Raw genomic sequence first — 26468 nt, 5'->3', positions numbered from 1 at the left:
CCATGACCGCAATCACTTCGTCCGTCGCACCGACGCGTTATGTCGATGCGTGCGGCGTGCGCTACGCGTATCGCCGCTTCGGCAATGCCGACGGCGGACTTCCGCTGCTCTGTCTGCAGCACTTCACCGGCACGCTCGACAACTGGGATCCGGCGATCGTCGATGCGCTCGCACAGGACCGCGAAATCATCCTGTTCGGGAACGCCGGCGTCGGCCGCTCGGGAGGGACGGTGCCGACGTCGGTCGCGCAGATGGCCGAACACGTGCTGCGTTTCGTCGACGCGTTGACGCTCGCCCGCCTGCACGTCCTCGGCTTCTCGCTCGGCGGCTTTCTCGCGCAGGACATCGCGATCGCCAGACCAGCGCTCGTCGAGCGGATGATCGTGTCCGGCAGCGCGCCCGAAGGCGGCGAAGGCGCGGGCATGGACCGTCCGGAGCTGCTTGCGATCTATACGGACGGCGAGATGCCGATGAGCGAAAAGCTCAAGCGGCTGTTCTTCCCGGCGACGCCGGCCGGCCAGGGAGCGGCCGCCGCGTTCGTCGCTCGCCTCGATGCGCGCAGCGCGGAGCGCGATCTGCCGGCCGGGCCGGAAGTCGCCTCCGCGCAATTGCAGGCGATGATCGCGTGGGCCAACTGGAGCGGCGACGTGGCCGGCAAGTTGGGCCGGATCCGGCAGCCGGTCCTCGTGACCAACGGCGACGACGATCGCATGATTCCGACCGCGAACAGCTTCGTCCTCGCGGAAGGTTTGCCGAACGCGACGCTGATCGTCTATCCGAATGCCGGCCACGGTGCGCTGTTCCAGTACGCACCGACGTACGTCGCCCATGTGCGGGAATTCCTGCGCGGCGCGTGAGCGCAGACCTTCGTTCGCCACTTCAGGGAGTCATTGATGAAAGCCATCGTTTATGCGCAGGCCGGTCTGCCGATCGACGATCCGAACGCGTTGTACGACACGGACATGCCGGTGCCGACGCCCGGCCCGCGCGATTTGCTCGTGAGGATCGACGCGATCGCCGTCAATCCTGTCGATTCGAAGCTGCGTTTCGGCGTGCCGCCGAGCGGCCCGCGCATTCTCGGCTGGGACGCGGCCGGAACCGTCGAGGCGGTCGGCAGCGACGTCGAACAGTTCCAGCCGGGCGACAAGGTCTGGTATGCGGGCGATATCACGCGGCCCGGCAGCTACGCCGAGTACGGGCTCGTCGACGAGCGTATCGCGAGCCGCCGGCCGGCCACGCTCGGCGCCGCGGATGCCGCCGCGCTGCCGCTCACCGCCATCACCGCGTGGGAGCTGCTGTTCGACCGGCTGAAGGTCGCCGAGCGCGGCGGCGCCGGGCAGAGCCTGCTCGTGATCGGCGCCGGCGGCGGCGTCGGATCGATTCTCGTGCAGCTCGCGCGCAAGCTCACGGCGCTGACCGTGATCGGCACGGCGTCGCGGCCGCAGACGCAAGCGTGGGTCGCCGAACTCGGTGCGCATCATGTGATCGACCATCGCGGGCCGTTGCGGCCGCAACTGACCGGCGTCGGCATCGAGCACGTCGATCACGTGATCAGCCTCACGCATACCGACACGTACTACGCGCAGATCGTCGATGTGCTGAAGCCGCAAGGCCAGCTCGCGCTGATCGACGATCCGGACGCGCTCGATGCGATGCCGCTGAAGCGGAAATCCATCTCGCTCCATTGGGAGTTCATGTTCACGCGCTCGATGTTCCGCACGCCGGACATGGATCGTCAGCATGCGCTGCTCGCGCGCGTGGCGGCACTGATCGACGACGGCGTGCTCAAGAGCACCGTCGGCGAACATCTCGGCAAGATCGACGCGGTCAATCTGCGGCGCGCGCACGCGCTGCTCGAAGCAGGACGGGCGAAAGGCAAGATCGTGCTGGAAGGGTTCTGAACGCCCATCGAATCAACGACGACGAGATCATCATCATGAGCACCATCACGACGAAAGACGGTACGCAAATTTTCTACAAGGACTGGGGCGCCGGCCAGCCGGTCGTGTTCTCGCACGGCTGGCCGCTCAACGCGGACGCGTGGGATGCGCAGATGCTGTTCCTGCTGCAGCACGGCTACCGCGTGATCGCGCACGACCGGCGCGGTCACGGCCGCTCGGGACAGCCGTTCGCCAGCAACGACATGGACACGTATGCGGACGACCTCGCTGCGCTGCTGGATGCGCTCGACGTGCGCGAAGCGACGCTCGTCGGCCACTCGACCGGCGGCGGCGAAGTCGCGCGCTACATCGGGCGGCATGGCACGAAGCGGGTCGCGAAAGCCGTGCTGATCGGCGCCGTGCCGCCGATCATGCTGAAAACCGATGCGTACCCCGGCGGCTTGCCGCTGGACGTATTCGACGGGATTCGCCGCGGCGTGGCCGCGAACCGTTCGCAGTTCTATCGCGATTTAGCCGTGCCGTTCTTCGGGTTCAACCGGCCGGACGCGACAGTGTCGGCGGGCACCGTCGACGCGTTCTGGGCGCAGGGGATGAGCGGCGGCATCCACGGCCAGTACCAGTGCATCCGCGAGTTCTCGGAGGTCGACTACACCGAAGACCTGAAGAAGATCGACGTGCCCACGCTGATCCTGCACGGCGACGACGACCAGATCGTGCCGATCGACAATGCGGGACGGCTTTCCGCACGGATCGTCGAGCACGCGACGCTGAAGGTGTACGAAGGTGCGTCGCACGGCATGTGCGTCGTCGATGCCGATCGCGTGAACGCCGACCTGCTCGCGTTCCTGCGGTCGTGACGCACGTTCGGCGCGGATTCATATGTTTCGAGTCGGACGAATAGAACCTGGAGAGCAGAATGGCAGACGTCAAGCGGGTTGAATACCTGTTTCTGGGCGGTGGCAAGGGCGGCAAATCGCTCGCGATGGATTTGGCCCGTCAAGGCAGGCGAGTGACGGTGATCGAGCGCGGGATGATCGGCGGGTCGTGCATCAACGTTGCATGCATTCCGAGCAAGGCATTGATCCACCATGCGCGTTCGATGCATGCGTGGCGCGAAGCGGCGAAACGGGACGATGTCACCGCCGACATGGCGGCCGTTTCAGATTACGTCGCGTCGGTCGTGAGCGGAATGGTCGACGTCAATCGTCGGGCGTTCGAGCAGTCGGGGCTCGAACTCGTGATCGGGACCGGGCGCTTCGTTGCACCGCGAACCATCGCGGTGCGGGCGGCCGACGGGACCGAAACGGTCTACGAGGGCGAGAACGTCTACATCAACACGGGTACGGTCGCGTCGATCCCCGACGTGCCGGGCCTGCGGGACGCGCAGCCGCTCACGCATGTCGAGGCGCTGCGTCTGACGGCGCTTCCGCAGCATCTGGTCGTCATCGGCGGCGGCTATATCGGACTCGAGATGGCACAGGCGTTTCGGCGGCTCGGCAGCGCGGTGACGCTCGTCACCGATACGCCGCGCGTCGCGATGCGCGAGGACGAGGATGTCGGCACGGTGATTCAACAGGCGCTGACCGACGACGGCATCCAGCTGCAGCTTGCCGCGCAACTCGTCCGCGTGCACGGAAAGAGCGGCGAAAGCATCTCGGTCAGTCTGGCCGACGGCAGTACGGTCGAAGGCTCGCATCTGCTCGTCGCGACCGGGCGCACGCCGCAGACGCACGGGATCGGACTCGAGCTCGCCGGCGTCGAGATCGACGAGCGCGGCTTCATCAAGGTGGACCACCAGCTGGCGACGACTGCGCAAAGCACGTGGGCAATCGGCGAAGTTGCCGGCACGCCGATGTTCACGCACGCGTCGTTCGACGACTATCGTGTGCTGAAAGCCGGTATCGAACGGCGGCCGGCGAGCACGGCGGCACGCATCGTCCCGTACGCGCTGTTCATCGATCCGGAGCTCGGCCGTATCGGCCTGAACGAAACGGACGCACGCGCGCGCAACATCGACGTGCGGGTCGCGAAGCTTCCGATGGCGTCGGTGCCGCGGGCGCGTACCGACGGAAACACGCGCGGCTTCATGAAAGCGCTGGTGGCGCCGGACACGGGGCGCATTCTCGGCTTCACGATGCTCGGTGCCGGAGCCGGCGACGTGACGACCGCGGTGCAGATGGCGATGCTCGGCGGATTGCCGTATACGGCCGTGCGCGACGCGATCATCGGGCATCCGATCGTTTCCGAAGGGCTCAACTTGCTGTTTGCGACGCTGCCGTGAAACGGAAATAGTTTCGATCGCGTCGCGTGCGGGGCGCGACGTGCGGGATCGGTCCGCATGTGGCGACCGCCGACGATGTGCGGCGCAACTGGCCTGCTGTTTTGCCGACGATGCCGGCGCGAGCAATCGCGCCGGCGTTTTTGTTTTGCGGGGGAGCGCCGGGACCGGTATGGACAGGCCGCAGTAGTCGATCGGCGTCGGTGCGGCCGCAGCGCTGTCGGCTAGGACAAGTTCGAAGCGTCGCTCGCTTACCCTCGCAAATTTGTCAGGAAACGGTCGGCCTCGAGTGAGGTAATATTCGCCCGAAATTCATTAACAATACGGTCGATATTTTCGGCTGACAGCGTTCGTCATTCCGTCCGGGGGCGGAATTGCCGTCGGCTCGCTACAGCGGTCACGCACTTCATTGAGGTGCGCCAGTGCCGCCTGTATGCCGACGATGACGGTCTTCACTCTGTCTTTCGACAATGCGACTCGATTCCAGACGATGTTCGACACCGTGAGAGCGGGTCGAACGAATCGCGAGTAGACCAGAATCATGAATAAGAACCAATATCGGCTGGTGTACAGCCGTGCGCGCGGTATGCTGGTTGCCGTCGAAGAGACGGCCAGCAGGACGGGGAAAACAAATACGGGCGAGACTCGCCGTGCAGTGAAGCGCGGCAATGGGCATCCGCCGGCGATGTTCGCGTTACGGGTCGCTGCATTCGGCGCGCTGGTTGCAGCCGGCATGAGTCCGATGTGGGCGAATGCGCAGATCGTCGGCGCGGGGCCTCACGCGCCCGCGGTGGTGCAGACGCCCAACGGCCTGCCACAAGTCAACATCAACAAGCCGAGCGCCGCCGGCGTGTCGCTCAACACTTACAACCAGTTCGACGTTCAGAAGAACGGCGCGATCCTGAACAACGCGTCGACGATCGTCAACACGCAGCAAGCCGGCTATATCAACGGCAATTCGAACCTGAGCGCGGGGCAGGCGGCGCGCATCATCGTCAACCAGGTCGACAGCACGGCAGCCAGCCAGATCAAAGGGTATGTCGAGATCGCGGGAAGCCGCGCGGAGATCGTGCTCGCCAATCCGGCCGGGATCGTCGTCGACGGCGGCGGTTTCATCAATACGTCGCGTGCCGTTCTGACGACCGGTGTGCCGCAGTTCGGCGCGGACGGTTCGCTGACGGGCTTCAACGTGAATCGCGGCCTGGTGACCGTGCAAGGCGCGGGTCTGGACGCATCGACCGTAGATCAGACCGACATCATTGCGCGTGCCGTTCAGGCCAATGCGGCGATCTATGCGAAGAATCTGAACGTGATCGCCGGCTCGAGCCGCGTCGATCACGACACGCTTGCCGCGACGCCGATCCAGGGCGACGGCGCGGCGCCGGCCGTCGCGATCGACGTCGCGCAACTGGGCGGGATGTACGCGAACCGGGTGTTTCTGGTCGGCAACGCTGCAGGTGTCGGTGTGGCGAACGCGGGCACGATCGCGGCACAGGCGGGCGATCTGACGTTGCAGTCGGACGGGCGACTGGTGCTCACCGGCAAGACGACCGCGAGCGGCAACGTCGCGATGTCGGCTGCAGGCGGAATCCAGAATAGCGGCACGACGTACGCGCAGCAGTCGCTGTCGGCCGGCACCGGCGCCGATCTGACGAACAGCGGGACGCTGGCTGCGCAGCAAAATACGGCGGTCAATGCCGGCAGCGTCGATTCGACCGGTACGCTGGGCGCGGGCGTGAACAACGACGGTTCCGTCGCGCACGGCGGCGATTTGAGCGTGACGACGTCGGGCCGGTTGAGCGCGGTCGGCCAGAACGTAGCGGGCGGTAGCGCTTCGCTGACCGGCGCCGCCGTGAATCTCGCCGGCGGCCAGACGGCGGCGAACGGCAATCTGTCGCTGAACGCCGTGGCCGGCGACGTGAATCTGGCGAACGCGACGACGAGTGCTCAAGGTACCGTGTCGGCAAACGCTTCAGGCACGGTGGTCAACGACCGCGGCACCCTGTCGAGCGGCGGCAACATGACGCTGACCGGCGGCAACCTGTCGAACCAGGGCGGCAAGGTGTCGTCGCAAGGCTCGCTGTCGGTCAACGTTGCCGGCCAGCTCGCCAATCAGGCGGGCGAGATCGTCTCGCAAAGCACGATCGATATGCATGGCGGTGCCGTCGCGAACAACCAGGGCACGATTCAGAGCGCCGGGCGTGCGGCGCTCGACGGGAACACGATCGACAATACGGCCGGCCGGATCACTTCGCTCAATGGCGATGGACTGACCGTGAGCGCGACCGGTCAGCTGACGAACGCAGCCGGCACGACCGCGGGCGGCGCGCAAGGCGGCGTGATCGGCGGGAATGGCGATGTGATCGTGCAGGGCGGCACGGTGGTCAATCGCGGTGCGATCACGTCCAACACGAATCTGCGCGTCGCGGCGCAGGCAGTCGACAACGGTAGCGGCACGCTGCAGGCTGCGCAGAACGTTGCAGTCGATGCCGGCGCGCGACTCACGAACAATGGCGGCTCGATCGTCGGCCGGACGGCGACGGTCGGCGCGACGATGCTCGACAACAGTGCGGGCACCGTGCAGGCCGATCAAGTGTCGTTCAATGCCACGACACTCGTGAATCACGGCGGCTCCATCACGCAGAGCGGTACCGGTGCGATGGCCGTCAACGTGTCGGGCACGCTCGACAATTCGAACGGCGGTACGTTGCAAACCAACAGTACCGACCTGACGCTCGGCGCGGCGGCCGTCGTCAACGACGGCGGCACGATCGCCCATGCCGGCAACGGTACGTTGACCATCGATAACGGAACGGGCCGGGTGTCGAATGTCGGCGGCACTATTACCGGCAACGGGCGTGTCGCGGTTCGAACCGGAACGCTGAGCAATGCGACGGGCGTGATCGGCAGCCAAACCGGCTTGACGGCTACCGTCGGCAGCGCACTCGACAACACCGGAGGCAAGCTGCTGTCCAATGCCGACCTCGACATCGCAGGCGGCACGCTGAAAAACGACGGCGGGCGGATCAGCGCGAATACGAATGCGTCGATCGAGAACCGATCGATGACGAACAGCGGCGGGTCGATCGCCGCGTCGACGCTGAGCGTGAGCGCGAGCGAATTGCTCGACAACAGTCGAGGCACGCTGGAGGCGAATCAGCTCGCATTGACCGCGCCGAATCTGACGAACCATAACGGGACGATCACGCAGTATGGCGCGTCGGCGATGAACGTCGACGTCAGCGACACGATCGACAATTCGGCGGGCGGCGTGATCCAGACCCGCAGTACGGACCTGACGCTGTCGCCTGCGAAGCTGATCAACGATGGCGGCACGATCACGCATGTCGGGACGGGCACGCTGACGCTCGGCAACGGGGCGAATGCGGTCAGCAATGCGGGCGGGAAGATCGTCGGCAACGGCCGGATCGACGCCCGGTCGGCGACCTTCGACAACACGGCAGGTTCGATCACTGCACAGAACGGCTTGACGGCGGAAGTCAGCGGAACGCTGAACAACGCGAGCGGCAAATTGTTGTCCAGTACGGACCTCGGCGTGACCGCCGGTATGCTCGTCAACGACGCCGGACAAATCGGTGCGAGCGCGAATGCGACGATTCAGACCGCGACGATGACGAACAAGCAAGGGTCGATCGTCGCACCGAATCTCGTTGTGAAGGCAAGCAATCTGCTCGATAACAGCCAAGGCAGGCTGGAGGCAAACCAGCTTGCATTGACCGCGGCGAACCTGACGAACCATAGCGGCTCGATTACGCAATACGGAACGTCGGCGATGGCCGTCGACGTCAGCGGCACACTCGACAACTCGTCGGCCGGCGTGATTCAGACCAACAGTACCGACCTGACGCTCAAGCCTGGCGCGCTGAACAATGCGGGCGGAACGATCACGCATGCCGGTACCGGTACGCTGACGATCGCGCCGGGCAATGGAGCGAACGCGCTGAACAATGCGTCGGGCACCATCGTAACGAAGGGACAGGCCGCCGTCAGCGCGGGCAGCTGGAACAACGCGAACGGGATCCTCGCCGCGCAACGCGGTGTAAACGCGACGATCGGCGGCGACGTGAACAACACGCAGGGCCTGCTGCGCTCCACCGCTTCGCTATCGCTGACGGCGGGCGGCGCAATATCCAACCGCGGCGGCCATATGCAGGCGGGCCAGTCGACGGCCGGCGACGCGAGTACGCTCGATCTTCGGGCTGCGTCGCTCGACAACACGGACGGCGCGATCGTCGATCTCGGTGCGGGCCGAATGAACGTCCAGGGCGGGGCCTGGATCGCGAACAGCCATGCCGGCAACGTATCGGGCATGGGTGCAATCACCGGCAACGGCGATGTCACCATCGGCGCTGCATCGATCAGTAACACGCAAGGCGGTCAGCTCAGCGGCGGGTCGCTGCATGTGAGCGCAAACGCCATTGACAACAGCGGCGGCGCGATCGGCAATGTCGCCAACACGAGCGGCGACGTGAACGTGGCGACAGGCGGTGCGATCACGAACACGAACGGCCGAGTCAGTTCGACGCGCAATCTGACGATGTCGGCCGCCACGTTGCTCGGCGGCGGCGCGTACGGTGCGGCACGCGACGTGAACGTGAATCTGCAGGGCGACTACGTGTCGACGTCCGACACACAGTTCAACGTCGGTCACGATCTCACGTTCACGCTGCCCGGCACCTTCACGAACTACGCGAACCTGCAGTCGGTGAACAACCTGAGCGTCAATGCAGGCAACGTCGTGAACGTCGGCGCGCTGACGGCAGGTGGACTGTTGCGGACGCAATCGGCGAATCTGTTCAACACGGGTGCGCTCGTCGGCGCGAGTGCGTCGCTCAATGCAACCGATACGATTTCGAACGTCGGTCCGACTGCGCTGATCGGCGGGTCCGACGCCAACGGCACGCTCGAGGTGCTCGCTCGCGACATCGAGAACCGGGACGATACGTCGTCCGCCGATACGATGGCCACGACAGCCATTTTCGGCATGGGCAAGGTCGTACTGGCCGGCGGCAAGGATGCAGGCGGCAATTACACGAATGCGGCGCTGGTCAACAATGCGTCGGCGTTGGTTCAGTCCGGCGGCGACATGGAGCTGCATGCGGATCGTGTTACGAACACGCGTCGCCAGATGCAGACGTCGGGTGCGACCACAAGCGTCGATCCCGCCGTGCTCGAGCAACTGGGCATCAGCATGTCGGGGTGTGTCGCTTACTACATGGACGCTTGTAGCGGTCAGAACGTCCATTGGATCAACCTCTCGCGCGATCCGAACTATCCGGATTACGATCCGGCACCGATCATCGCGAAGCTGCAGGCTCAGCCGGGCGGCGTGTTCACCGTTCCGCCAAACGGCGGCCAGTGGAATAGCGGCTACCAGTACACGACGTATACCGGCACGGCGGTCGCGAACACGATTACGGCGCTGAGTGCTGTCGGTCAGATCGTGTCCGGCGGCAATATCAATGCGACGACGGTCGGGAACCTGCAGAACTACTGGAGCCACATCACGGCCGTGGGGAACGTCGATATGCCGCAGCATTACGACGGCGACGGTTGGGCGGCGTCCGGCCAGCAGGCGCCGGCCGTGACCGTCACGTATTCGGGCTACTACCACTACAACAACTACGACAACACCGAGCACAACTGGACGCTGCCGTTCGGCGACATGCCGTTTGTCGGCGGCCGTCCCGGCGGCTACACCCAGGCCGCGCCGGCCGATGTCAAGAAGTATGCGATCGCCGGTTACGACTCGACGTTGGGCTCGAACGGCACGATCTCGGGCACGGGCGTCAGCATCAACAACACGGCGGGCAATGCGTCGCTTCCGTCGCTCGGCTTGCTTCCCGGCCAGGAAGTGCCGGGCCTGACGTTTGGAAGCCTGAGCGGCAACGCCGCCGTGTCGAAAACGTCGGGCGGCATGATGACGGGGCAGGTGTCGGGCGCAGGCGCGAAAGGCGCGACCGTGACCGGCAAGCCCGTTCAGCCGGTCAGCCCGATCATCGCCAGCGCCACGGCGCAAAACGTGCTGAACAATCTCGCGATTCCGCAGGGCGGGTTGTACAGGCCGAATCCGTCGCCGAACGCGAGCTACGTGATCGAGACGAACCCGGCGTTCACGAATCAGAAGAACTTCCTGTCGAGCGACTACTTTTTCAATCAGATCGGCGTCGATTTGACGCATATCCCGAAGCGTCTTGGCGACGGATTCTACGAGCAGCAACTCGTCAGAAACGAGGTAACGGCGCTCACGGGCAAGGCTGTGCTCGGTCCGTACACGGATTTGCAGACGATGTACCAGTCGCTGATGGGGGCCGGGGCCGATCTGGCGAAATCGCTCGATTTGCCGGTCGGCGCGAGCCTGTCCGCCGATCAGGTATCGAAGCTCACCGGCAACGTGATCATGATGGAAACGCGCGTGGTCGACGGTCAGTCGGTGCTCGTGCCGGTCGTGTATCTCGCACAGGCCAACCAGCAGAACGTCAATGGTCCGCTGATCACCGCCACCGACATCGATCTGAAGGACGCGCAGAACTTCACGAACGGCGGCACGGTGAAGGCCGACAACACGCTGTCGATTCAGGGCAAGCAGATCGACAACGCGTTCGGCGCGCTGCAAAGCGGCGGGCTGATGTCGCTGACGACAGACGGTCAGGTCGATTTGACGTCGGCCAAGGTGAAAGCCGGCAGCTTGAATCTGAACGCAGGCGGCGACCTGATTCTGAACACCGCGACGAACACCAGTACCGAGGTAAGCCGCGACGGCGCGACGAGCGCCAAGACGACGCTCGGGCCGACCGCGCAGCTCGATGTGGTCGGCGATGCGTCGATCACGACCGGCGGGAACTTTCAGCAGAATGCAGGCAGCCTGACGGTCGGCGGCAATCTCGGCGCGAACGTCGGCGGCGACTGGACGCTCGGCACGCAGCAGGTTGGCGAGCACAAGATCGTCCAGCGCGCGAATGGTGTGTCGAACACCGATCTCAACAGCGTTGTCGGGAGTTCGGTGAAGGTGGGTGGGCAGTCGAGCATCGGCGTCGGCGGCGACCTGACGGCAAAGGGCGCGCAGATTGACCTTGGTCAGGGAGGGACGATTGCCGCAAAGGGCAACATCACGCTTGGCGCGGCGAGTGCGACGTCGACGGTCAACAGCAACAGTTCGGGCAGCGACGGTCACGGTAGCTATGCGGAGACGCTGCACGCGTCGGACCAGATGCTGACGGGCACGACACTCAAGGGCGGCGATACCGTTACGTTGGCGTCGAGCAAGGACCTTACAATCAGCGGCAGCACGATCAGTCTGGAAAAGGGCAATGCGAATCTGTTGGCGAACGGTGACGTCAATGTGGGTGCCGCGACCGAGGCACGCGAATATAGCTCGCATGAAACGCACAGCCACAGCAATGTTGTCAGTGGCGCACAGATCGCGAGTGGGATCGATCAGACGGCGTCCTATCGTCAGGGCAGCACAGTGTCGGCCGACGGCGTAAGCATTGTCAGCAACCGAGACATCAACGTGACAGGCAGCAACATCGTTGGCACGAACGACGTCACTTTGCAGGCGAAACGCGACGTCAACATACAGACCGCGCAAGACGCGGTTCAATCCTCCAGCTATTACGAGAAGAAGGAATCGGGTCTTCTCACGAACGGTGGTTTGTCGGTGACGGTGGGTTCGCGCTCGACGGCACAGCAAGACCAAGCAAGTTCGGTCACGAATCGCGGCAGCGTGATTGGATCGTCGCAAGGCAATGTCACGATCCAAGCAGGCAAGGATGCAACGATTACGGGCAGTACGGTCGTTGCCGCTCAGGACGTCGGCATCACGGCACAGAACGTGACTGTGAACGCTGCCTACGATACCTACAACGACGCGCAATCGCAGCAATTCAGTCAATCGGGATTGAGCGTCGGATTGGGCGGCGGCCTGGTTGGACTTGGGCAGTCGATGGCGAGCGCGGTCCGCCAAGGTCAGCAGTCGGGTGATTCGCGTCTCGCGGCAGTGCAAGCCGTGGCAGCGGCCGAGCAGGCATACCAGAACCGTGGCGCGATCAAGGACGCGGCCAATGCGCTGTCGAACGGTAATGTGAGTGAGGCCGCCAAGGGCATTCAGGTACAACTCAGCATCGGATCGAACCATAGCAGCAGCAATTCGACGATATCGGTCTCGGATGCGAAGGGGTCATCGATCATCGGTAACGGCAACGTCGCCATTGTCGCGACCGGCACGCCGGATGCGAACGGAAATACTCAGGCAGGCACCGGCAATATCGCGATGACCGGCGCGTCAGTGCTCGGCAAGAACGTCACGCTCGATGCCAACAACGCGATTACGTTGCAAAGCGCGCAGAGTACGGAGCGGAACACGAGTTCGAACAGTTCGTCCGGCTGGAATGCGGGCGTCGCAATCGGGGTGGGCAAAAACACGGGCATCAGCGTTTTTGCGAATGGTTCGAACTCGCACGGCCAGGGCAATGGTGACAGTGCTACGCAAACCAACACGACGGTGGCGGCGGGTAATACGCTGACGATGAAGTCGGGCGGTGACACGACGCTGTCGGGCGCCAAGGTGTCGGGCGACAAGGTCAAGGCGGATATCGGCGGTGACCTGACGATGACGAGCCTTCAAGATACGTCGAACTACAGCAGCAACCAGCACAACACCGGCGTCAGCGGCAGCTTCACATTCGGCTACGGTGGTGGCGTAGACGCGTCGATCGGCCATACCAGTATCGACGCGGACTATGCGTCGGTGAACCAGCAAACCGGCATCGTTGCAGGCAAGGAAGGATTCGATGTCAACGTGGCGGGCCACACGCAACTCAACGGCGCGCAGATCGCGAGCGCCGCTCCGGCTGATAGCAATACGTTGACGACCGGCAGTCTCGGATTTACTGACATTCAGAACAAGATGTCGTACTCGGGATCGTCGGAAGGGTTTTCGACGTCGGGTGGGCCGAGCTTCGCGCAGACGGGCGATAGTGCAAGCGGTGTCACGCACGCCGCGGTCAGTCCGGCGAAGATCGTCGTGAAATCGGATGAGCAGAACGGCACGGACAGCACGTCCGGTTTGTCGCGCGACACCGCGAACGCGAACCAAACTGTCGAGAATACGTTCAACCTGCAGAAGGTCCAGAACAATATGGCTTTCGCGCAGGCGTTTGGCAAGGTTGCGACCTTCGCGGTGGCCGAGGCGGCGACGCAACTGGAAAACAGCAGCCCGCAGATGAAGGCGCTGTTCGGCGAGGGCGGTGCGGGTCGCGACGCGCTGCACGCCGCTGTGGCGGCGATCGGGGCAGCGCTGTCCGGCGGCAACATTGGCGGAGCGGTTGCTGGTTCGTTGGCGGGAGATGTGTTGCAGTCGCTCGCGCAGCCGATTATCGATCAGATGGTGAGCCAGTTGCCGTTGAGCGCGCAGGCCGCCGCGCGAAATGCGCTCAACGAGATCGTGGCGACTGCGGGCGGTGCGGCGGCTGGTGCACTTGCGGGTGGCGGCTCATCCGGTGCGCTGGCCGGCGCAGGTTCGGCGATCAACAACGAGCTTTACAATCGACAGCTTCACGTGGAAGAAGTGAGGATTGTCGAACAACTCGCGAAGGAAAAGGCTCAGGCCGTATGCCGCGGCGACTCAAGTTGTGTGGCGAAGGCAACGATCTATTGGACCGACATGCTCGAACGGGCGGCGAAGGGAATGGTCGACGATACTGCCAATAAGGAGAACATGGCGTATCTTCAAACGCTGATCCAGACAGCGAACAATCCGACCAGCGAAGGCGCAATGGGTGGGCTGAGCTCCTACCTGGCGAACCTTCAGACAGCGCAAGACATGTTGTCGCAGTATATGGGCAAGCCGATTCTGGTACGCGGTTCGCCTATCGTCTCCGACGGTTCGGCTCAGACGTATTTCAGTGCGACGCCCACGCAACGTTCGGATCGGTACTTGAACTCCGGGCTGGGTTCGCTGCCCGACTCCATCGTGCCGGGTGCAAGCCAGCGCGATCAGAATCGGCTGGATTCCTTCGCCACGCAAAACGGCTCCGTGAAACCCGATTACACGATCGAGGAAACGGTCATCGGCGGTATCCTTGCGAACAAGATTACGTCGACGGTAGCGCGCGTGGGAGAGTCGATCGACATCTGGTTGGCGGGACCGGTGAATCCGACGGGCAAAGGGTTCATCAGCACCGGCAAGGTGACGATGGAGAGCATGCCGGTGAAATTGAATACTGCGGAACAAGGCGTGCTATCACAACTCGACCAGCTCCCGTCGAAGGATTTGCAGGGGCAGGCCCGCGAGTATGTGTCGAATAACTACTTCGTGCGGAATGGGTTTACACCGCTGGACGGGAAGTGCGGCGCCAACTGCTTTGATGGTGTCTACGTCAAGGGAGACACGGTTTACATTAATGAAGTAAAACCGCTGAACGGACCTGGATCGATTAGCTTGAATCCAGAAAATCCCGCGACTGGGCTTCCGACCCAGCAAACTGACGAATGGGTAAGAAATTCATTTCAAACACTAAAGAAATCGAAAGATCCAGATTTGGTAAAAACAGGATCAATCATCGAGAAAGCTTTTGAAGAGGGCAAGCTCGTGAAATTGGTTTCTGGGGTTGATTCAAATGGGATGGTGATTGTCAAGATTCCAAGGGGTTCGAAATGACAAGTAGAGCCGAGATAAGTGAGCTCGCTGATTTTGTAAATCTAGAGAATAAAAGAATTCCTGATCTTGTCAATTCGATACTTTATCGAAGGGACAGGGTTCGTCTTGGTGCGATTTATGTGGGATTGGCCAGTCGTGCAAGAGCACAGGCGGTTTACGAATATTTTGGAAAAGAAAACATAGAAACGAGCAAGCAGAATTTTTATCTTTCATCGAAGTTGTCCGTGGAAAGTTGTAATTTAGATGGGGGCGCTAGCTTCACCACAGGACTTGAGCTGCTCTGTGCAATCTTGTCCGATAACGAAAGTGTTATTGAGACGGCGGCGCAGGTGGAAACATCAGCACTGTTAAATGGAAAAAATGATCCAAAATCGGCAGCAGCATTCCAATATAGATTTAAGGTTGCGATCTTGGGCAAGGATCAGGAGTTGGAAGCCCTGATCGAGGACGTGCGCAGAAATGGAACCAAGGCCGATCGGCAGGCTATCTCGAATGGTGAGTATTTTTTCTCATTGCTTCTCGCGCGGGATGCGGCTGGGTTGAGAGCGTTGATCGAGAAGCGGCACGCAAACGTCAAATGCGTTTGGCCAGATTTGGAAAATTTCATCTCATACCTTGGGACGCTCGAGACAAAAATTTGCTGGCGTCGTGGCATCCCAATTGAAATCGACCATCCACTGGTGCCAATGGGGCTGATGCCGGTCAAGCCGCTTGATCACTACGATGACGTCTACGACTTTCTGAAGCCGGGTTGGGTGCCCCCTCCGCAAGGACTGATTGGCCGCGTCTCCCGGTGGTTCAAGACGTGATCGACGGACGTTGCGTTCATGTCGAGGCAACGATGAAGAAATCCAAATGGCCCGTGGCCTTGGCGCTTGCATTGTCCGCGCTTCTAGCTGCATGCGAGACCGTACCACCTGATGCACCACCGCGTCCTCCTCCGAAGCCGGAAATGGAGCCCGTATTGCCGTCGTGGTCGAGCACGATCTGGGTCATGGGCTTTTGGAAATGGAGCGGTACCGAATGGGTTTGGATTTCGGGACATCTAGCCCCCAAACCATAAAATCGAACGAACAACACCACATCTATGACAATCCGTACCCCGGTCGTGCTGCTGTCGGCCGCATGGCTGATTCCAATGGCCGTGTCGGCGCAAGAAGTTCCTCGCCCGATCATTTCGGGCAACGACCAGCAAATCCGACAGCAGGAAGAAGCGCGCGAGCGCGAACGGACCGTCACAGCGCCCGGGGTGCGTTCGAGCATAACGGCGAGCGCAGGGTATCCAGCGCTGCCATCCGAAACGCCATGCTTTCGCATTGACCGTTTTGCGCTCGACGTACCCGATGCGCTGCCTGCCTCGCTGAAATCAGAAGGCGCGTCGGCGTTGCCCATGGATCGCTTCGCCTTCGCGCGTGAATGGCTTGAGCACTATGCTGGCCAGTGCATCGGAAAACAGGGTCTCGACGTGCTCGTCAAGGGCCTCTCGCAAGCGATCCTGGCGCGCGGATACGTCACCACGCGCGTGCTAATGCCCGAACAGGATCTGTCGACCGGAACGCTCAATTTTTCACTGATCCCCGGCGTAATTCGCCACGTCCGCTTCGCCGACGAAAAACTCCGCGGCACCTGGAAAACCGCCTTCCCGACCCGCGACGGCGAACTGCTGAACCTGCGCGATCTCGAACAAGGTCTCGAGCAGATGAAGCGCGTATCGAGCCAGGATGTATCGATGCAAATCGTCCCGGGCGAGCTTCCCGGCGAAAGCGACGTCGTGCTCGACGTAAAGCGCGGCAAGCCGTGGACGGTCGTCGCATCGGTCGACAACGCCGGCACGCGCGCGACCGGCAAGCTGCAAGGCAATCTGTCGCTCGGCATCGACAACCCGCTTGGCCTGAACGACGTGTTCAACATCGGCGTGAGCCAGGATTTGGAACTGGGCGACAAGCGGCTCGGCTCGCACGGCTGGAACGGCTTCTACTCGATTCCGTGGGGCTACTGGACGGCCACGCTGTCCGCGTACACGAACACGTACTACCAACAGATCGCCGGCGTGAACCAGACATTCGTCGCGAGCGGCAATTCGAAGACGGTCGATTTCAAGCTGGCTCGCGTATTGGCGCGCAGCCAGAACGACGTGTTCGGCGTCTACGCCCGCGTGTCGCGTCGTTTCGGACAAAGCTTTATCGAAGACACCGAGATTTCGCAGCAGCGCCGCAATAACACGATGATCGAACTCGGCCTGACGGACCGGCATTACTTCGGCGGTGCACAGTTCGATGGTTCGCTCGCGTATCGCCAAGGCGTCGGTGGATTGGGCGCACAGAACGATACATTGGCGGCGGGTGGCGGCCCCACTTATCGCTTCAAGATGGCCGTGCTCGACGCGAACCTGTCGGCACCGTTCGCGATCGGCAAGCAGCCGTTCCGCTATGTCGGTACGTTCCACGGCCAGTACACCGGAAACACGCTGTACTACATCGACGACCTGACGATCGGCAGCCGCTATACGGTACGCGGCTTCGACGGCGAAACGATGCTGGCCGCGGCGCGCGGCTTCTACTGGCGCAACGAGCTACAGGCACCAAGCGGGCAGACGGGCCAAGCGGTTTACGCAGGACTCGATTACGGCCGCGTATGGAGTCCGCAACCGATCGCGCTCGTCGGTACGCAGTTGGCCGGTGCCGTGGTCGGCGTGAAAGGCAGTGTCGGCACGCGGTTCGGTGCCTATGCATACGATCTCTTCGCGGGTACGCCGGTTGACAAACCGTCGGGTTTCGAGACGGCGCGCGTGACGGTCGGGGTTCAGATAACGGCGCAGTTTTGAAGCTGCGGCGCCTGGACGATCGGTAGGCGCCACGTGCAGAACCCGCTCCTGGAAGAGCAGTGCCGAGCAGCGGGCTAGTGGTATCGGACGTTAGCATGACGGCGACGTCGGCGCGCTACGCCCCAAACGACTTCGTCGATGCATGCTTGCAGCGACGACAGCCCGCCCGAACCCTGAAAGACTGCTTCCATTGCCGAGCTGGCGTCAGCTATCTTCCTCGTCCGAGAGACAGTTTCTCCAATAGCACTTTCACGTCCACCGGCTTCGGCAAGTGATCGTCGAAGCCGGCGGCAATCGCGGCGTCCCGGTCGTGTATCGACGCGAGGCCGGTGAGGGCCAGCGCGTAGATGCGCCGCCGGCCGCCTTCACGATTGCGGACGTCGCGCAGCAGCGCGTGTCCGTCGGCACCGGGCATCGCGAGATCGCTGACGAGAATATCGAAAGAGCCGGCAGCGAGGCACGCGAGCGCTTCCTTTGCACCGGAAGCGATCTGAACCTGCGCACCGAGGCCACGGAGCAAGTGTGCCAACGGCTCCTGCGCAGGCACGTCGTCGTCGACCAGCAGCACCGACAGGCCGTCGAGCCGTGCCGATTTGTTTGGTGCAACGTCGATGGTCTCCTGTTCGGTCGTGGCCGTTTGCAGCAACGGTATGCGAACCGTGAGTCTGGTGCCGCGACCTTCGCCTTCACTGCTCGCGGTGACGGTGCCGCCGTGCGCCGTTACCAGATGCTTGACGATCGAAAGCCCGAGTCCAAGGCCGCCGTACTGACGCGTACGGCTCGTGTCGGACTGCATGAAGCGGTCGAACAGACGCGGCAGCAGTTCCGGCTTTACGCCGATGCCGTTGTCGGTCACCGAGAGCTCGATCAACGCCCCGAGACGCGTCAAGGCGACCTCGACGCGGCCGCCCTGCGGCGTGAACTTCAGCGCATTACCGATCAGGTTGGACGCAACCTGCTGCAGACGGCGCGCGTCGCCGCTGACGATAGCCTGACCTTGCAGGTCCGACGTTGCGAGCACGATCGCTTTCTTGGCCGCTATCGGGCGATGGCTTTCCACCACGGTTCGTATTGCCGCTGCAAAGTCGACCGGTTTCGCATCGAGCGAGAAACGGCCGGAGGAGATACGGGAGACGTCCAGCAAATCGTCGATCAGTTCGGCCTGCAGCTGGCAGTGGCGCAGGATGGTCGTGACCGCACGCTGACTCATCTGCTCGTCGGTCGGCACGCCGCGCTCGCTGGCCGCCATGAGCACCGCTGCCCAATTGGAGATGACGTTCAGCGGCGCGCGCAGCTCGTGCGATACGAGGGCAAGGAAGTTGTCCTTCGCCGTATTGGCCCGTTCCGCATCGAGCTGCGCCGACTGTGCGTTGCCGAGCGCGCTTTTGAGCTGGTGGATATCCTGGAAAGCGAGCACGGCGCCGTCGATACGGTCGTCGGCGGTGCGGTATGCACGTACGTTGACCAGCCACCATCGGCCTTCGCTGTCTTGATACTCGTGTTCGACATCGGCCAGACCCTGGACGGCCGACTGCACGACGCGTTCGAGGTCGACCGCGGAGAACAGGCTGTTCAACTGCGCCAGCGGTTGTCCGACGCTATCGTCCGGCAGCCGGAATAGCGTCTGGGCCTGCGGCGAAAAATGCCGAAGGCGCAACTGCCGGTCCAGCACGACCACCGGCAGCGGGATGCCTTCGACGAGATTGCTGAGGTCGTCGTTGACACGGTCGAGCTGCTCATTGCGCGATTTCAGCTCGTCGTTCAGCGACGCGAGCTCCTGGTTGGCCGACTCCAGCTCCTGCTTGGCCAGCAGCAGTTCCTCGTTCGCGCTTTGCAGCTCTTCGTTGGTGCTGAGCATCTCCTCGTTGGCCGTGCGTAATTCCTCGTTGGCCGATTCGAATTCGGCGACGACCGTCTTGAGTTGAGCCTGGGTGGCCTCGAGCTCGTCGGACAGGGTGGTGATCGTGCGCTCGAGTTCCTGAACGCGGCTGTGCGGCGAGCCCGCATTCAGGGTGTCCGGAGCCGGCGCGTCGTCAGGCAATCGTTCGAGCGTGACCAGAAAATGCGGTACCAGATCGTCGGCGGCGAGCGGCAGTACATCCAGCGCGAAGTGTGCGTCGCCGAGCGGGACGCGCTCGCGCCGCACGGGCTGGCCCGTCCGCTTGGCCTCGATCAGCGCGGTGCGCACCGTCACATTGAGCTCGGGCTGCAACAAGCGCGGCAGCGCCAGCGACGCTTCGCCGCTCGCCGGCGCGACGAAACCGGACACGTCGCCGCGGAAGTGCACGACGTCGCCCTTGTCGTCGACGATGAAACCCGGCGGCGCATAGCGCTCCAGAGCGGTGCGATCGGCGGCCTCGAGGACGGGGTCCGCCTGCTGCGCGCGTCGTACCGGCGGGGCAGTGCCCTGGCTCGCCCACGGGCGTAGCGCATCGATCGGGAACGCGCCTTGCGACCGCTTCGCCGTCGGCACTTTGCGGTACAGATGCGGAGCGCCCGCATGCTCGAAGCCGTCGGCTCCCGAAACGGCCTCGGCGCGCCCGAGCAGCAGAAATCCGTTCGGCCGGCATGCGTAGTGCAACACCTCGAGCACGTGCTGCTGTGCCTCCTTGCGCAGATAGATCAGCAGGTTGCGGCAACTGATCAGGTCCATGCCGGAGAAGGGCGCGTGGGTCAGCACGTTGTGCCGCGCGAATACGCACATCTCGCGGATCGACTTGCGCACCATATAGCCGCCCGAAGTGGCGGCGAAGGTTCTTTCGCGAAACGCCTCCGGTACGTCGTCGATCGACGCCAGGCTGTAGCGGCCGGCTCGCGCGATTTCGATCGACGCCTCGTTGATGTCGGTACCGAAGATCTGCACGCGGCGATGAGGCTGCGCGTCGCGGTCGAGCGCCTCCTTCAGCAGCGTCGCGATGGTGTAGACCTCCTCGCCCGTCGAACAGGCGGGCACCCACACGCGGATCGGGTCTTGCTTGAGTTCCAGCAGAGCCGGAATGACCGACTGGCGCAGCACGTTGACGAACTCGGCATCGCGAAAGAAGGCGGTCACGCCGATCAGGATGTCGTCCCGTAACGCTTCGGCTTCCCGTGCGTCGCTGCGCAACAGCTGCAGGTATGCGTCCACGTCCCGGTCCTTTTGCAGCAGCACGCGGCGCAGGAACCGGCGACGCAGATTGACGTCCTTGACGTACGCGAGATTGACGCCGGTTTTTTGCTGAACAATCGAGATGGCGGTGCCGAGCGCGTCGTCATCGGCCGTTCGAGCGTCGGCGGCGTCGCCGCCGCGGGCGGGAGTGCCGAAGCGCCGCACCAGGGACGGCGCGATGTCGTCGGGAGGCAGCACGTCGTCGACCAGACCCGAATCGATCGCCGCGGTCGGCATGCCGTGATAAGCGGCCGTCTGCGGCTGCTGTGCGATGACGAAGCCGCCGGAGGCCTTCAGATCGACCAGGCCGGCTGCTCCGTCCTGCCCGGTGCCGGAAAGGATCACCGCCGCACCGTCGACGTCCGGATCCTCGGCGAGCGAAGCAAGGCACGCGTCGATCGGCAGGTTGAGCCCGGCTTGCCTGCGCGTCAGTCGAAAATGACCGTCCAGCGCAATCACGCCGGCGTTTTCCGGCAGCACGTATATCCGGTCATGTTCGATCTTGCGCAGATGGACGAGCTTTTCGACCGGCAAGCGCGCATCCTCCGCAAGGATATCGGCAAGCCGGCTCTCCTGCTTCGGGTCCAGGTGCGTGATGACCAGCACGGCGAAGCCGGGATGGTTCGGCAGAGCGGCAACGATCGCGCGCAACGGGTCGAGGCTGCCAGCCGATCCTCCCAGCACGACGACCTTCAACTGCTCCGACAAAATCGATCCCACGGCCGTTCTCCTGCTCGTTGTAATAGCGTGGGTCGCAGTGTATCGCCGCCCCTTGGGCATATCAACGGCCGGTCCGCTGCATTCGCATGCCGCGTGCGCATCAGCGCGCCGTGCGTTGCGACACTCGAAGCCGAGCATATTCGATATGGAGCAGGCGACCGTCGTGCCGCTTGCGCTCGGTCGTTTTCAATCGACGGAATGGATCGGTGTCGTGCGATCGTCGTGAACAGGCCGCGGTGCCGCTGCGGTACGACCGCACAGGTCGGCCGGCAAGCCGTATGAGCGTCGGTGAAGCAAGCGATAGCGAATGGGCGTCGACGCGGTGTCGGATCGCGCGGCTGTCGGCTGCTATCGCACGTAGAGGGGCTGGCACGTGGGCCGCTGACGAACGCGATGTTCGCGGCGACCCGCAAGCGGATCCGCAATTTGCGGATCGCGGATCAACTCGCGAAGGCGGACGCGAGCCGATCGCGCGTCCGCGCGTCGGGCGGTGCGGTACGGCCCGGCACGCGGAGCACGATCGATCTCGATGGCGGCGTTCGTTCGACGGCGAACGGCCGCGATTCAACTCGCGGCCAGCGGGGCGCTCGCGCAATCGACGCGGCACGCGCCGTCGCGCTGCGCCGTGTCGTCGAGACCGTCGGGCAACGTCCGCGCGGGCAGCGTGATCACGAACCGCGCGCCGCCGAGCGGCGAATCCTCGAGCCGCACGTCGCCGCCATGTACGACGGCGACGCGCCGCACGATCGCGAGCCCGAGACCGAAGCCGCCGGTTTGCCGGTCGCGGCTCGAGTCGAGCCGCTGAAACGGCTCGAAAACACGCGCGCGATCGGCGGCCGGAATGCCGGGGCCGTCGTCGTCGACGGCGAGCACGAGCGCACCGCGCGCATCGCCGGTCGCCGACAGCCGCAGCGTGCGCGACGCGTAGCGCGTACCGTTGCGAATCAGGTTCAGCAGCGCGCGTGCGACGAGTTTCGGATCGCATACGTGCGTGACCGGTGCGCCGAGCGTCGACACGTCGAGCACGATCCCGCGATCGGCGACGTCGTTCGCGACATTGCCGGCGACGCTGTCGACGAGCGCATCGACGACGACTTCCATCGGCGCGAGCTGGCTCGCGCCTTGCTCGAGCCTGCCGATCGTCAGCAGCTCGGTGACCAGTTCGTCGAGTTCGCGCACGTCGCGCCGCAGATCGTCGCGGCGCGTGCGCATCCGGTCGCTTCCGTCGTGTTCGGCGAGCAGCGCGAGCCCGAACTCGAGGCGCGCGAGCGGCGTCTTCAGTTCGTGCGAGATGCCGTGCATCATTTCACGCTGCTGCGTGATCGACGCCTCGATCCGGTCGGCCATGTCGTTGAACTGCTGCGACAGCTCGTAGATGTTCGACTTGCGCGGCAGCTTCACGCGCGTCGACAGCTCGCCGGCGCCGAACGCGCGCGCGGCGTCCTGCAGCTTGCGCAGGTCGCGCCAGTGATACGAGATCCACAATCCGACCGCGAGCAGCGCGGCGAGCGCGAGCAGCAGATACGCGTAGATGCGGATGTCGAGATCGAACGGCTGGACCGGTCGCGCGTGCAGTACGGAGCCGTCCGCGAGCGGCATGTAGTAATCCCTGCCGTCGTAGCTGATCGCGATCTTGCCGGCGTCGAGATCGCGCAGCGGCGCGCCGGTGAGCCGCGCGCGCGCATCGGCCATCGGCATGAAGCCGAACCCTTCGTTGCCGTGCAGCGCGAGCTCGCGTAGCGCGAGCGCGCGTTGTCCGCCCGGATGGCGTTCGAGATAGTCGTTCAGGACGAACGCGTAGGTCGTCAGCGAATCGCGCTGCGCCTGCGCCGCACGTTCGTAGAAAATCCGGTCGAACGAGAACTGGATGATCGCGATCGACGCGGCGCCGCACGCGATCACGATGAGGTAGAGCCTGAGCAGCGGGCGCAGCATTTATTCGTCCCACGCGGAAGGACTGAACAGATAGCCGCGGCCCCAGATCGTCTTGATCTTGTGCGGCTCCGACGACGCGTCCTCGAAGCGGCGGCGCAGCTTCGAGATGCCGGAATCCACCGAGCGGTCGAGTCCGTCGAACTCGATCCCGCGCAGCTGCTTCAGGATGTCGTCGCGGCTCAGCACGGTGCCGGCCGCGCGCGCGAGGATCAGCAGCAGGTTGAACTCGGCGGTCTTCAGGTCGACCGGTTCGCCGCGCCACGTGACGGTGCGGTTCGGCGGCGAAATGATCAGTTGCCCGAACACGAGCGCTTCGGGCGCCGCGGCGCCGCGCGCACCGGCAGCCGGCTGCGCGCGACGCAGCAGCGCACGGGCGCGCGCGACGAGCACGCGCGGCTCGATCGGCTTCGTCACGTAATCGTCGGCGCCGGTCTCGAGGCCGGCGACCTGGTCGTAGACGTCCGCGCGTGCGGTCAGGATCAGCACGGGCACGTGCGTAAACGCGCGAATGCGGCGGCACACTTCCATGCCGTCGAGATTCGGCAGCATCAGATCGAGTATCACGAGCGCGGGCTGATGCTCGCGCACGGCCGCGACCGCGAGATCGCCGCGCCGCACGACGGTCACCGCGAATTCGTAGCCGTCGAGATATTCGCGCACGAGCTGCGCGAGACGATCGTCGTCCTCGATCAGCAGCACACGGTGTTTGAGCGGATTGTCGTTCATGGTCTCCTCGAAATGCGCACGCGGCCGCATGCGCCGGCCGGCGCAGCGCGGCGCGGCACGCGAATTCTATCCGGCGTTTCGCCGGTCGCGGGAGCGGCCACGACAATCGCGAACAATCGAACACAATTGGGCACAGATTTGCTGCAGATTCGGGACAGTCTTCGCGCGCGGCGATACCTAGACTGCCGGCTCCATCACTCTTGTCCCGATATCGTGCACCCCATCTTCCGCCGTTCCCGCTATTGCGTGCCGCTTGCCGGCCTGACGCTTGCCGCCGCCGCTCATGCGGAAAACGAATACTCGATCTCGCTCGGCGGCGGCTTCGCGCCGCGCTACCAGGGCAGCAACCAGTACCGCGGCGTCGTCGCGCCGTCGTTCTCGGCGAAATTCGGCAACGGCTTCTTCATCGGCGGCGACGACGGCGCAGGTTATCGGCTCGATCTGCCGCACGGCGCGTTCGTGTCGGCGGCCGTCAATTACGATCCGGGGCGCGCGGACAAGAACCGCTTCGATCTGCCCGGCTCCGACTACCTGAAGGGAATGGGGCGGATTCCGGGCTCGGTGCTCGTCGGCGTGCGCGCCGGCGTGACGCTGTTCGGCAGCGCGATGCTGAGCGCGACGATCGAAACGCCGGTTACGCATACGTCGCGCGGCGTATCGGGCCACGTCGATCTCGCGGTGCCGGTGTTCAAGGCCGGACGGCACGAGATCGTCGTGACCGGCAGCGTGCACGGCGGCACCGGTCGCTACATGCAGACGTTCTACGGCGTCACCGACGCACAGTCGATGGCGAGCCGCTTCCGGCCGTACTCGGTGGGCGGGGGGATCGACAGCGCGTCGATGTCGGTCGCGTGGAACTGGAGCCTGTCCCAGCATTGGTCGTTGCTCGCGACCGCCGGCGTGACGCGGCTGCTCGGCCGCTACGGCGACAGTCCGATCGTCCAGTCGCGCAGCAATTACTATGGGATGGCCGGCGTCAGCTACAAGTTCTGACGAGCGTCCGGATGCGCGGCCGCCGGTGGCGCGGCGGCATGATCGGCCAACGCGCCGCGTGCGATACCATGCACGCGGATGCGGCGTTGCGCCGGATCTGCGCGGCCGCTTGTCCTCGAGAGGCGGGCTACGCGACCGATGACGAATGCCGGCACGCGGACCGCGCGAGCGTCATCGCTTCTTCGGCCGCGCGTCCAACGGAGAAACGGAGACTTCGATGAAGAAAACCCGTGCGACGATCATGGCGCTCGTTGCGGCCGCAACGTTGGCCGGCTGTGCGGACATGCACGCGAACAATACGAATGCCGTTGCAGACGCATCGAAACCGGGCCAGACGCGCGCATCGCATGCGTGCCGCGCGGACGCCGGCCCGGACGATGCGCTCGTCGGCAAGACCGAAGCCGACGCGGCCGCGCAGCTCGACGGCTGCCTGTGGCGCGTGCTGGAGCGCGACGGCAAATCGCTGCCCGGCACGATGGACTACCGCGAAGAGCGCCGCAATCTCGGCGTTCGCGACGGGAAGGTGATCTGGGTCCGGCGCGGGTGACGACGCGCTCGCGCAGCGCCGGCTGTCGCGATGCGCGAGCGCGTCGCGGTCGGCGTTACGCGGCCGTCGAAGCCGCCGCTCGCCGATAAGCGCGCAGGCGCGCTACTTCGAGATGTACCACAGCGCGTCGGTACTGACGCGCGCAGGCTGTGCCGCAGCCGGTGCCTGAACGGGCGCGGCGGGCGGCGCGTTCGACGTCACGGCGGTCGGCGGCGTGGCCGGCGCCGACGCAGTCGACGACGTGTTCAGATACCACAGCGCATCGGTCGACGCCGCACGCTTGGTCGGCGGATCGGCCGGTTGCTTCGACGTGGCGGCCGCAGCGGGTGCGGCGGCCGTCGTCGCAGCCGGCGGCTTCGCACCGGCGCCGGTAGCCGCACCGGCACCCGCCCCGGCCTGCGCAGTCGCCGCGCCGGCTCCTGCCGTGCCGCGCTGCGCGCGCGCTTCGAACGGCCCGAGCTGGAAGATCAACGTTTGCGCGGGACGCGTGAGCACCGCATACGGAAACTGCAATTCCCACGACATCAGCACGCGGCCCGACGGCGTGTCGGTAAAGATCGCCGGCGCGTGCTTCATGTCGCTGAACTGCACGTAGATTCGCGCGCCGTCGTCGAACACCTGGGTCGGCTTCGCCTGATCCGCACCGGTGATCGACCAGCCGAAGTTGTACGTGCCGGCAGGCCCGGCGGGCCCGCCCGCGGGCGGCGGCGCGGCA

At 64.2% G+C, this 26468-nt stretch carries 13 protein-coding genes and 1 pseudogene; 10 read left to right on the top strand and 4 right to left on the bottom strand.

The features are described from left to right. The first annotated feature begins 2 nt into the window (after positions 1-2). The 8 genes and pseudogenes from BUB20358_RS18175 (at position 3) to BUB20358_RS18140 (ending at position 17684) form a co-directional block, all read left to right on the top strand. On the top strand, positions 3-857 hold the full coding sequence (locus BUB20358_RS18175; protein WP_035972613.1) for an alpha/beta fold hydrolase: 855 nt from the start codon (positions 3-5) through the stop codon (positions 855-857). A 36-nt stretch (positions 858-893) separates the two neighbouring features. After that, positions 894-1901: a zinc-binding alcohol dehydrogenase family protein gene (locus BUB20358_RS18170; RefSeq protein WP_006764609.1), complete on the top strand. Its 1008-nt coding sequence runs from the start codon at positions 894-896 to the stop codon at positions 1899-1901. A gap of 35 nt (positions 1902-1936) precedes the next feature. Further along, on the top strand, positions 1937-2758 hold the full coding sequence (locus BUB20358_RS18165; RefSeq protein ID WP_006764608.1) for an alpha/beta fold hydrolase: 822 nt from the start codon (positions 1937-1939) through the stop codon (positions 2756-2758). A 59-nt stretch (positions 2759-2817) separates the two neighbouring features. After that, positions 2818-4182 carry an FAD-dependent oxidoreductase gene (locus BUB20358_RS18160; protein ID WP_006764607.1) on the top strand — a complete coding sequence of 455 codons (1365 nt, stop codon included), beginning with the start codon at positions 2818-2820 and terminating at the stop codon, positions 4180-4182. Positions 4183-4720: 538 nt separating this feature from the next. Continuing rightward, positions 4721-14860 (top strand): contact-dependent inhibition toxin BcpA, encoded by a 10140-nt coding sequence (gene bcpA, locus BUB20358_RS18155; protein WP_006764606.1) that lies wholly within the window; start codon positions 4721-4723, stop codon positions 14858-14860. Beyond that, positions 14857-15669, top strand: coding sequence for a contact-dependent inhibition immunity protein BcpI (gene bcpI, locus BUB20358_RS18150; protein ID WP_158380478.1), 813 nt, complete (start codon positions 14857-14859; stop codon positions 15667-15669). Before bcpA ends, bcpI begins: the two co-directional genes overlap by 4 nt. Before the next feature lie 119 nt (positions 15670-15788). Further along, positions 15789-15923: pseudogene (gene bcpO, locus BUB20358_RS28425) on the top strand (CDI system lipoprotein BcpO); the annotation flags it as partial. A gap of 75 nt (positions 15924-15998) precedes the next feature. Further along, positions 15999-17684 carry a ShlB/FhaC/HecB family hemolysin secretion/activation protein gene (locus BUB20358_RS18140; protein ID WP_375136223.1) on the top strand — a complete coding sequence of 562 codons (1686 nt, stop codon included), beginning with the start codon at positions 15999-16001 and terminating at the stop codon, positions 17682-17684. 208 nt (positions 17685-17892) lie between these two features. On the opposite strand, the gene BUB20358_RS18135 is transcribed toward BUB20358_RS18140, so the two are convergent. The 3 genes from BUB20358_RS18135 to BUB20358_RS18125 form a co-directional block, all read right to left on the bottom strand. Next, positions 17893-21552 (bottom strand): CheR family methyltransferase, encoded by a 3660-nt coding sequence (locus BUB20358_RS18135; RefSeq protein WP_035972609.1) that lies wholly within the window; start codon positions 21550-21552, stop codon positions 17893-17895. Positions 21553-22116: 564 nt separating this feature from the next. Continuing rightward, positions 22117-23487 (bottom strand): ATP-binding protein, encoded by a 1371-nt coding sequence (locus BUB20358_RS18130; protein WP_006764603.1) that lies wholly within the window; start codon positions 23485-23487, stop codon positions 22117-22119. Then, on the bottom strand, positions 23488-24213 hold the full coding sequence (locus BUB20358_RS18125; RefSeq protein WP_035973377.1) for a response regulator: 726 nt from the start codon (positions 24211-24213) through the stop codon (positions 23488-23490). A gap of 246 nt (positions 24214-24459) precedes the next feature. Between BUB20358_RS18125 and BUB20358_RS18120 the strand changes: the two genes are divergently transcribed. Both BUB20358_RS18120 and BUB20358_RS18115 read left to right on the top strand, forming a co-directional pair. After that, complete coding sequence (locus tag BUB20358_RS18120; RefSeq protein WP_035972607.1) at positions 24460-25206, top strand: MipA/OmpV family protein; 747 nt, start codon at positions 24460-24462, stop codon at positions 25204-25206. Positions 25207-25423: 217 nt separating this feature from the next. Continuing rightward, a complete protein-coding gene (locus BUB20358_RS18115; RefSeq protein ID WP_035973376.1) occupies positions 25424-25753 on the top strand; it encodes a hypothetical protein in 330 nt (109 codons plus the stop codon). Positions 25754-25855: 102 nt separating this feature from the next. On the opposite strand, the gene BUB20358_RS18110 is transcribed toward BUB20358_RS18115, so the two are convergent. Next, a partial coding sequence (locus BUB20358_RS18110) for a TrbG/VirB9 family P-type conjugative transfer protein (RefSeq protein ID WP_174905095.1) occupies positions 25856-26468 on the bottom strand: 613 nt, incomplete at its 5' end.

The sequence above is a fragment of the Burkholderia dolosa genome (assembly GCF_902499135.1).
In the GTDB taxonomy this organism is placed as follows: Bacteria; Pseudomonadota; Gammaproteobacteria; order Burkholderiales; family Burkholderiaceae; genus Burkholderia; species Burkholderia dolosa.
This window is presented reverse-complemented; position numbering and strand designations above follow the sequence as displayed.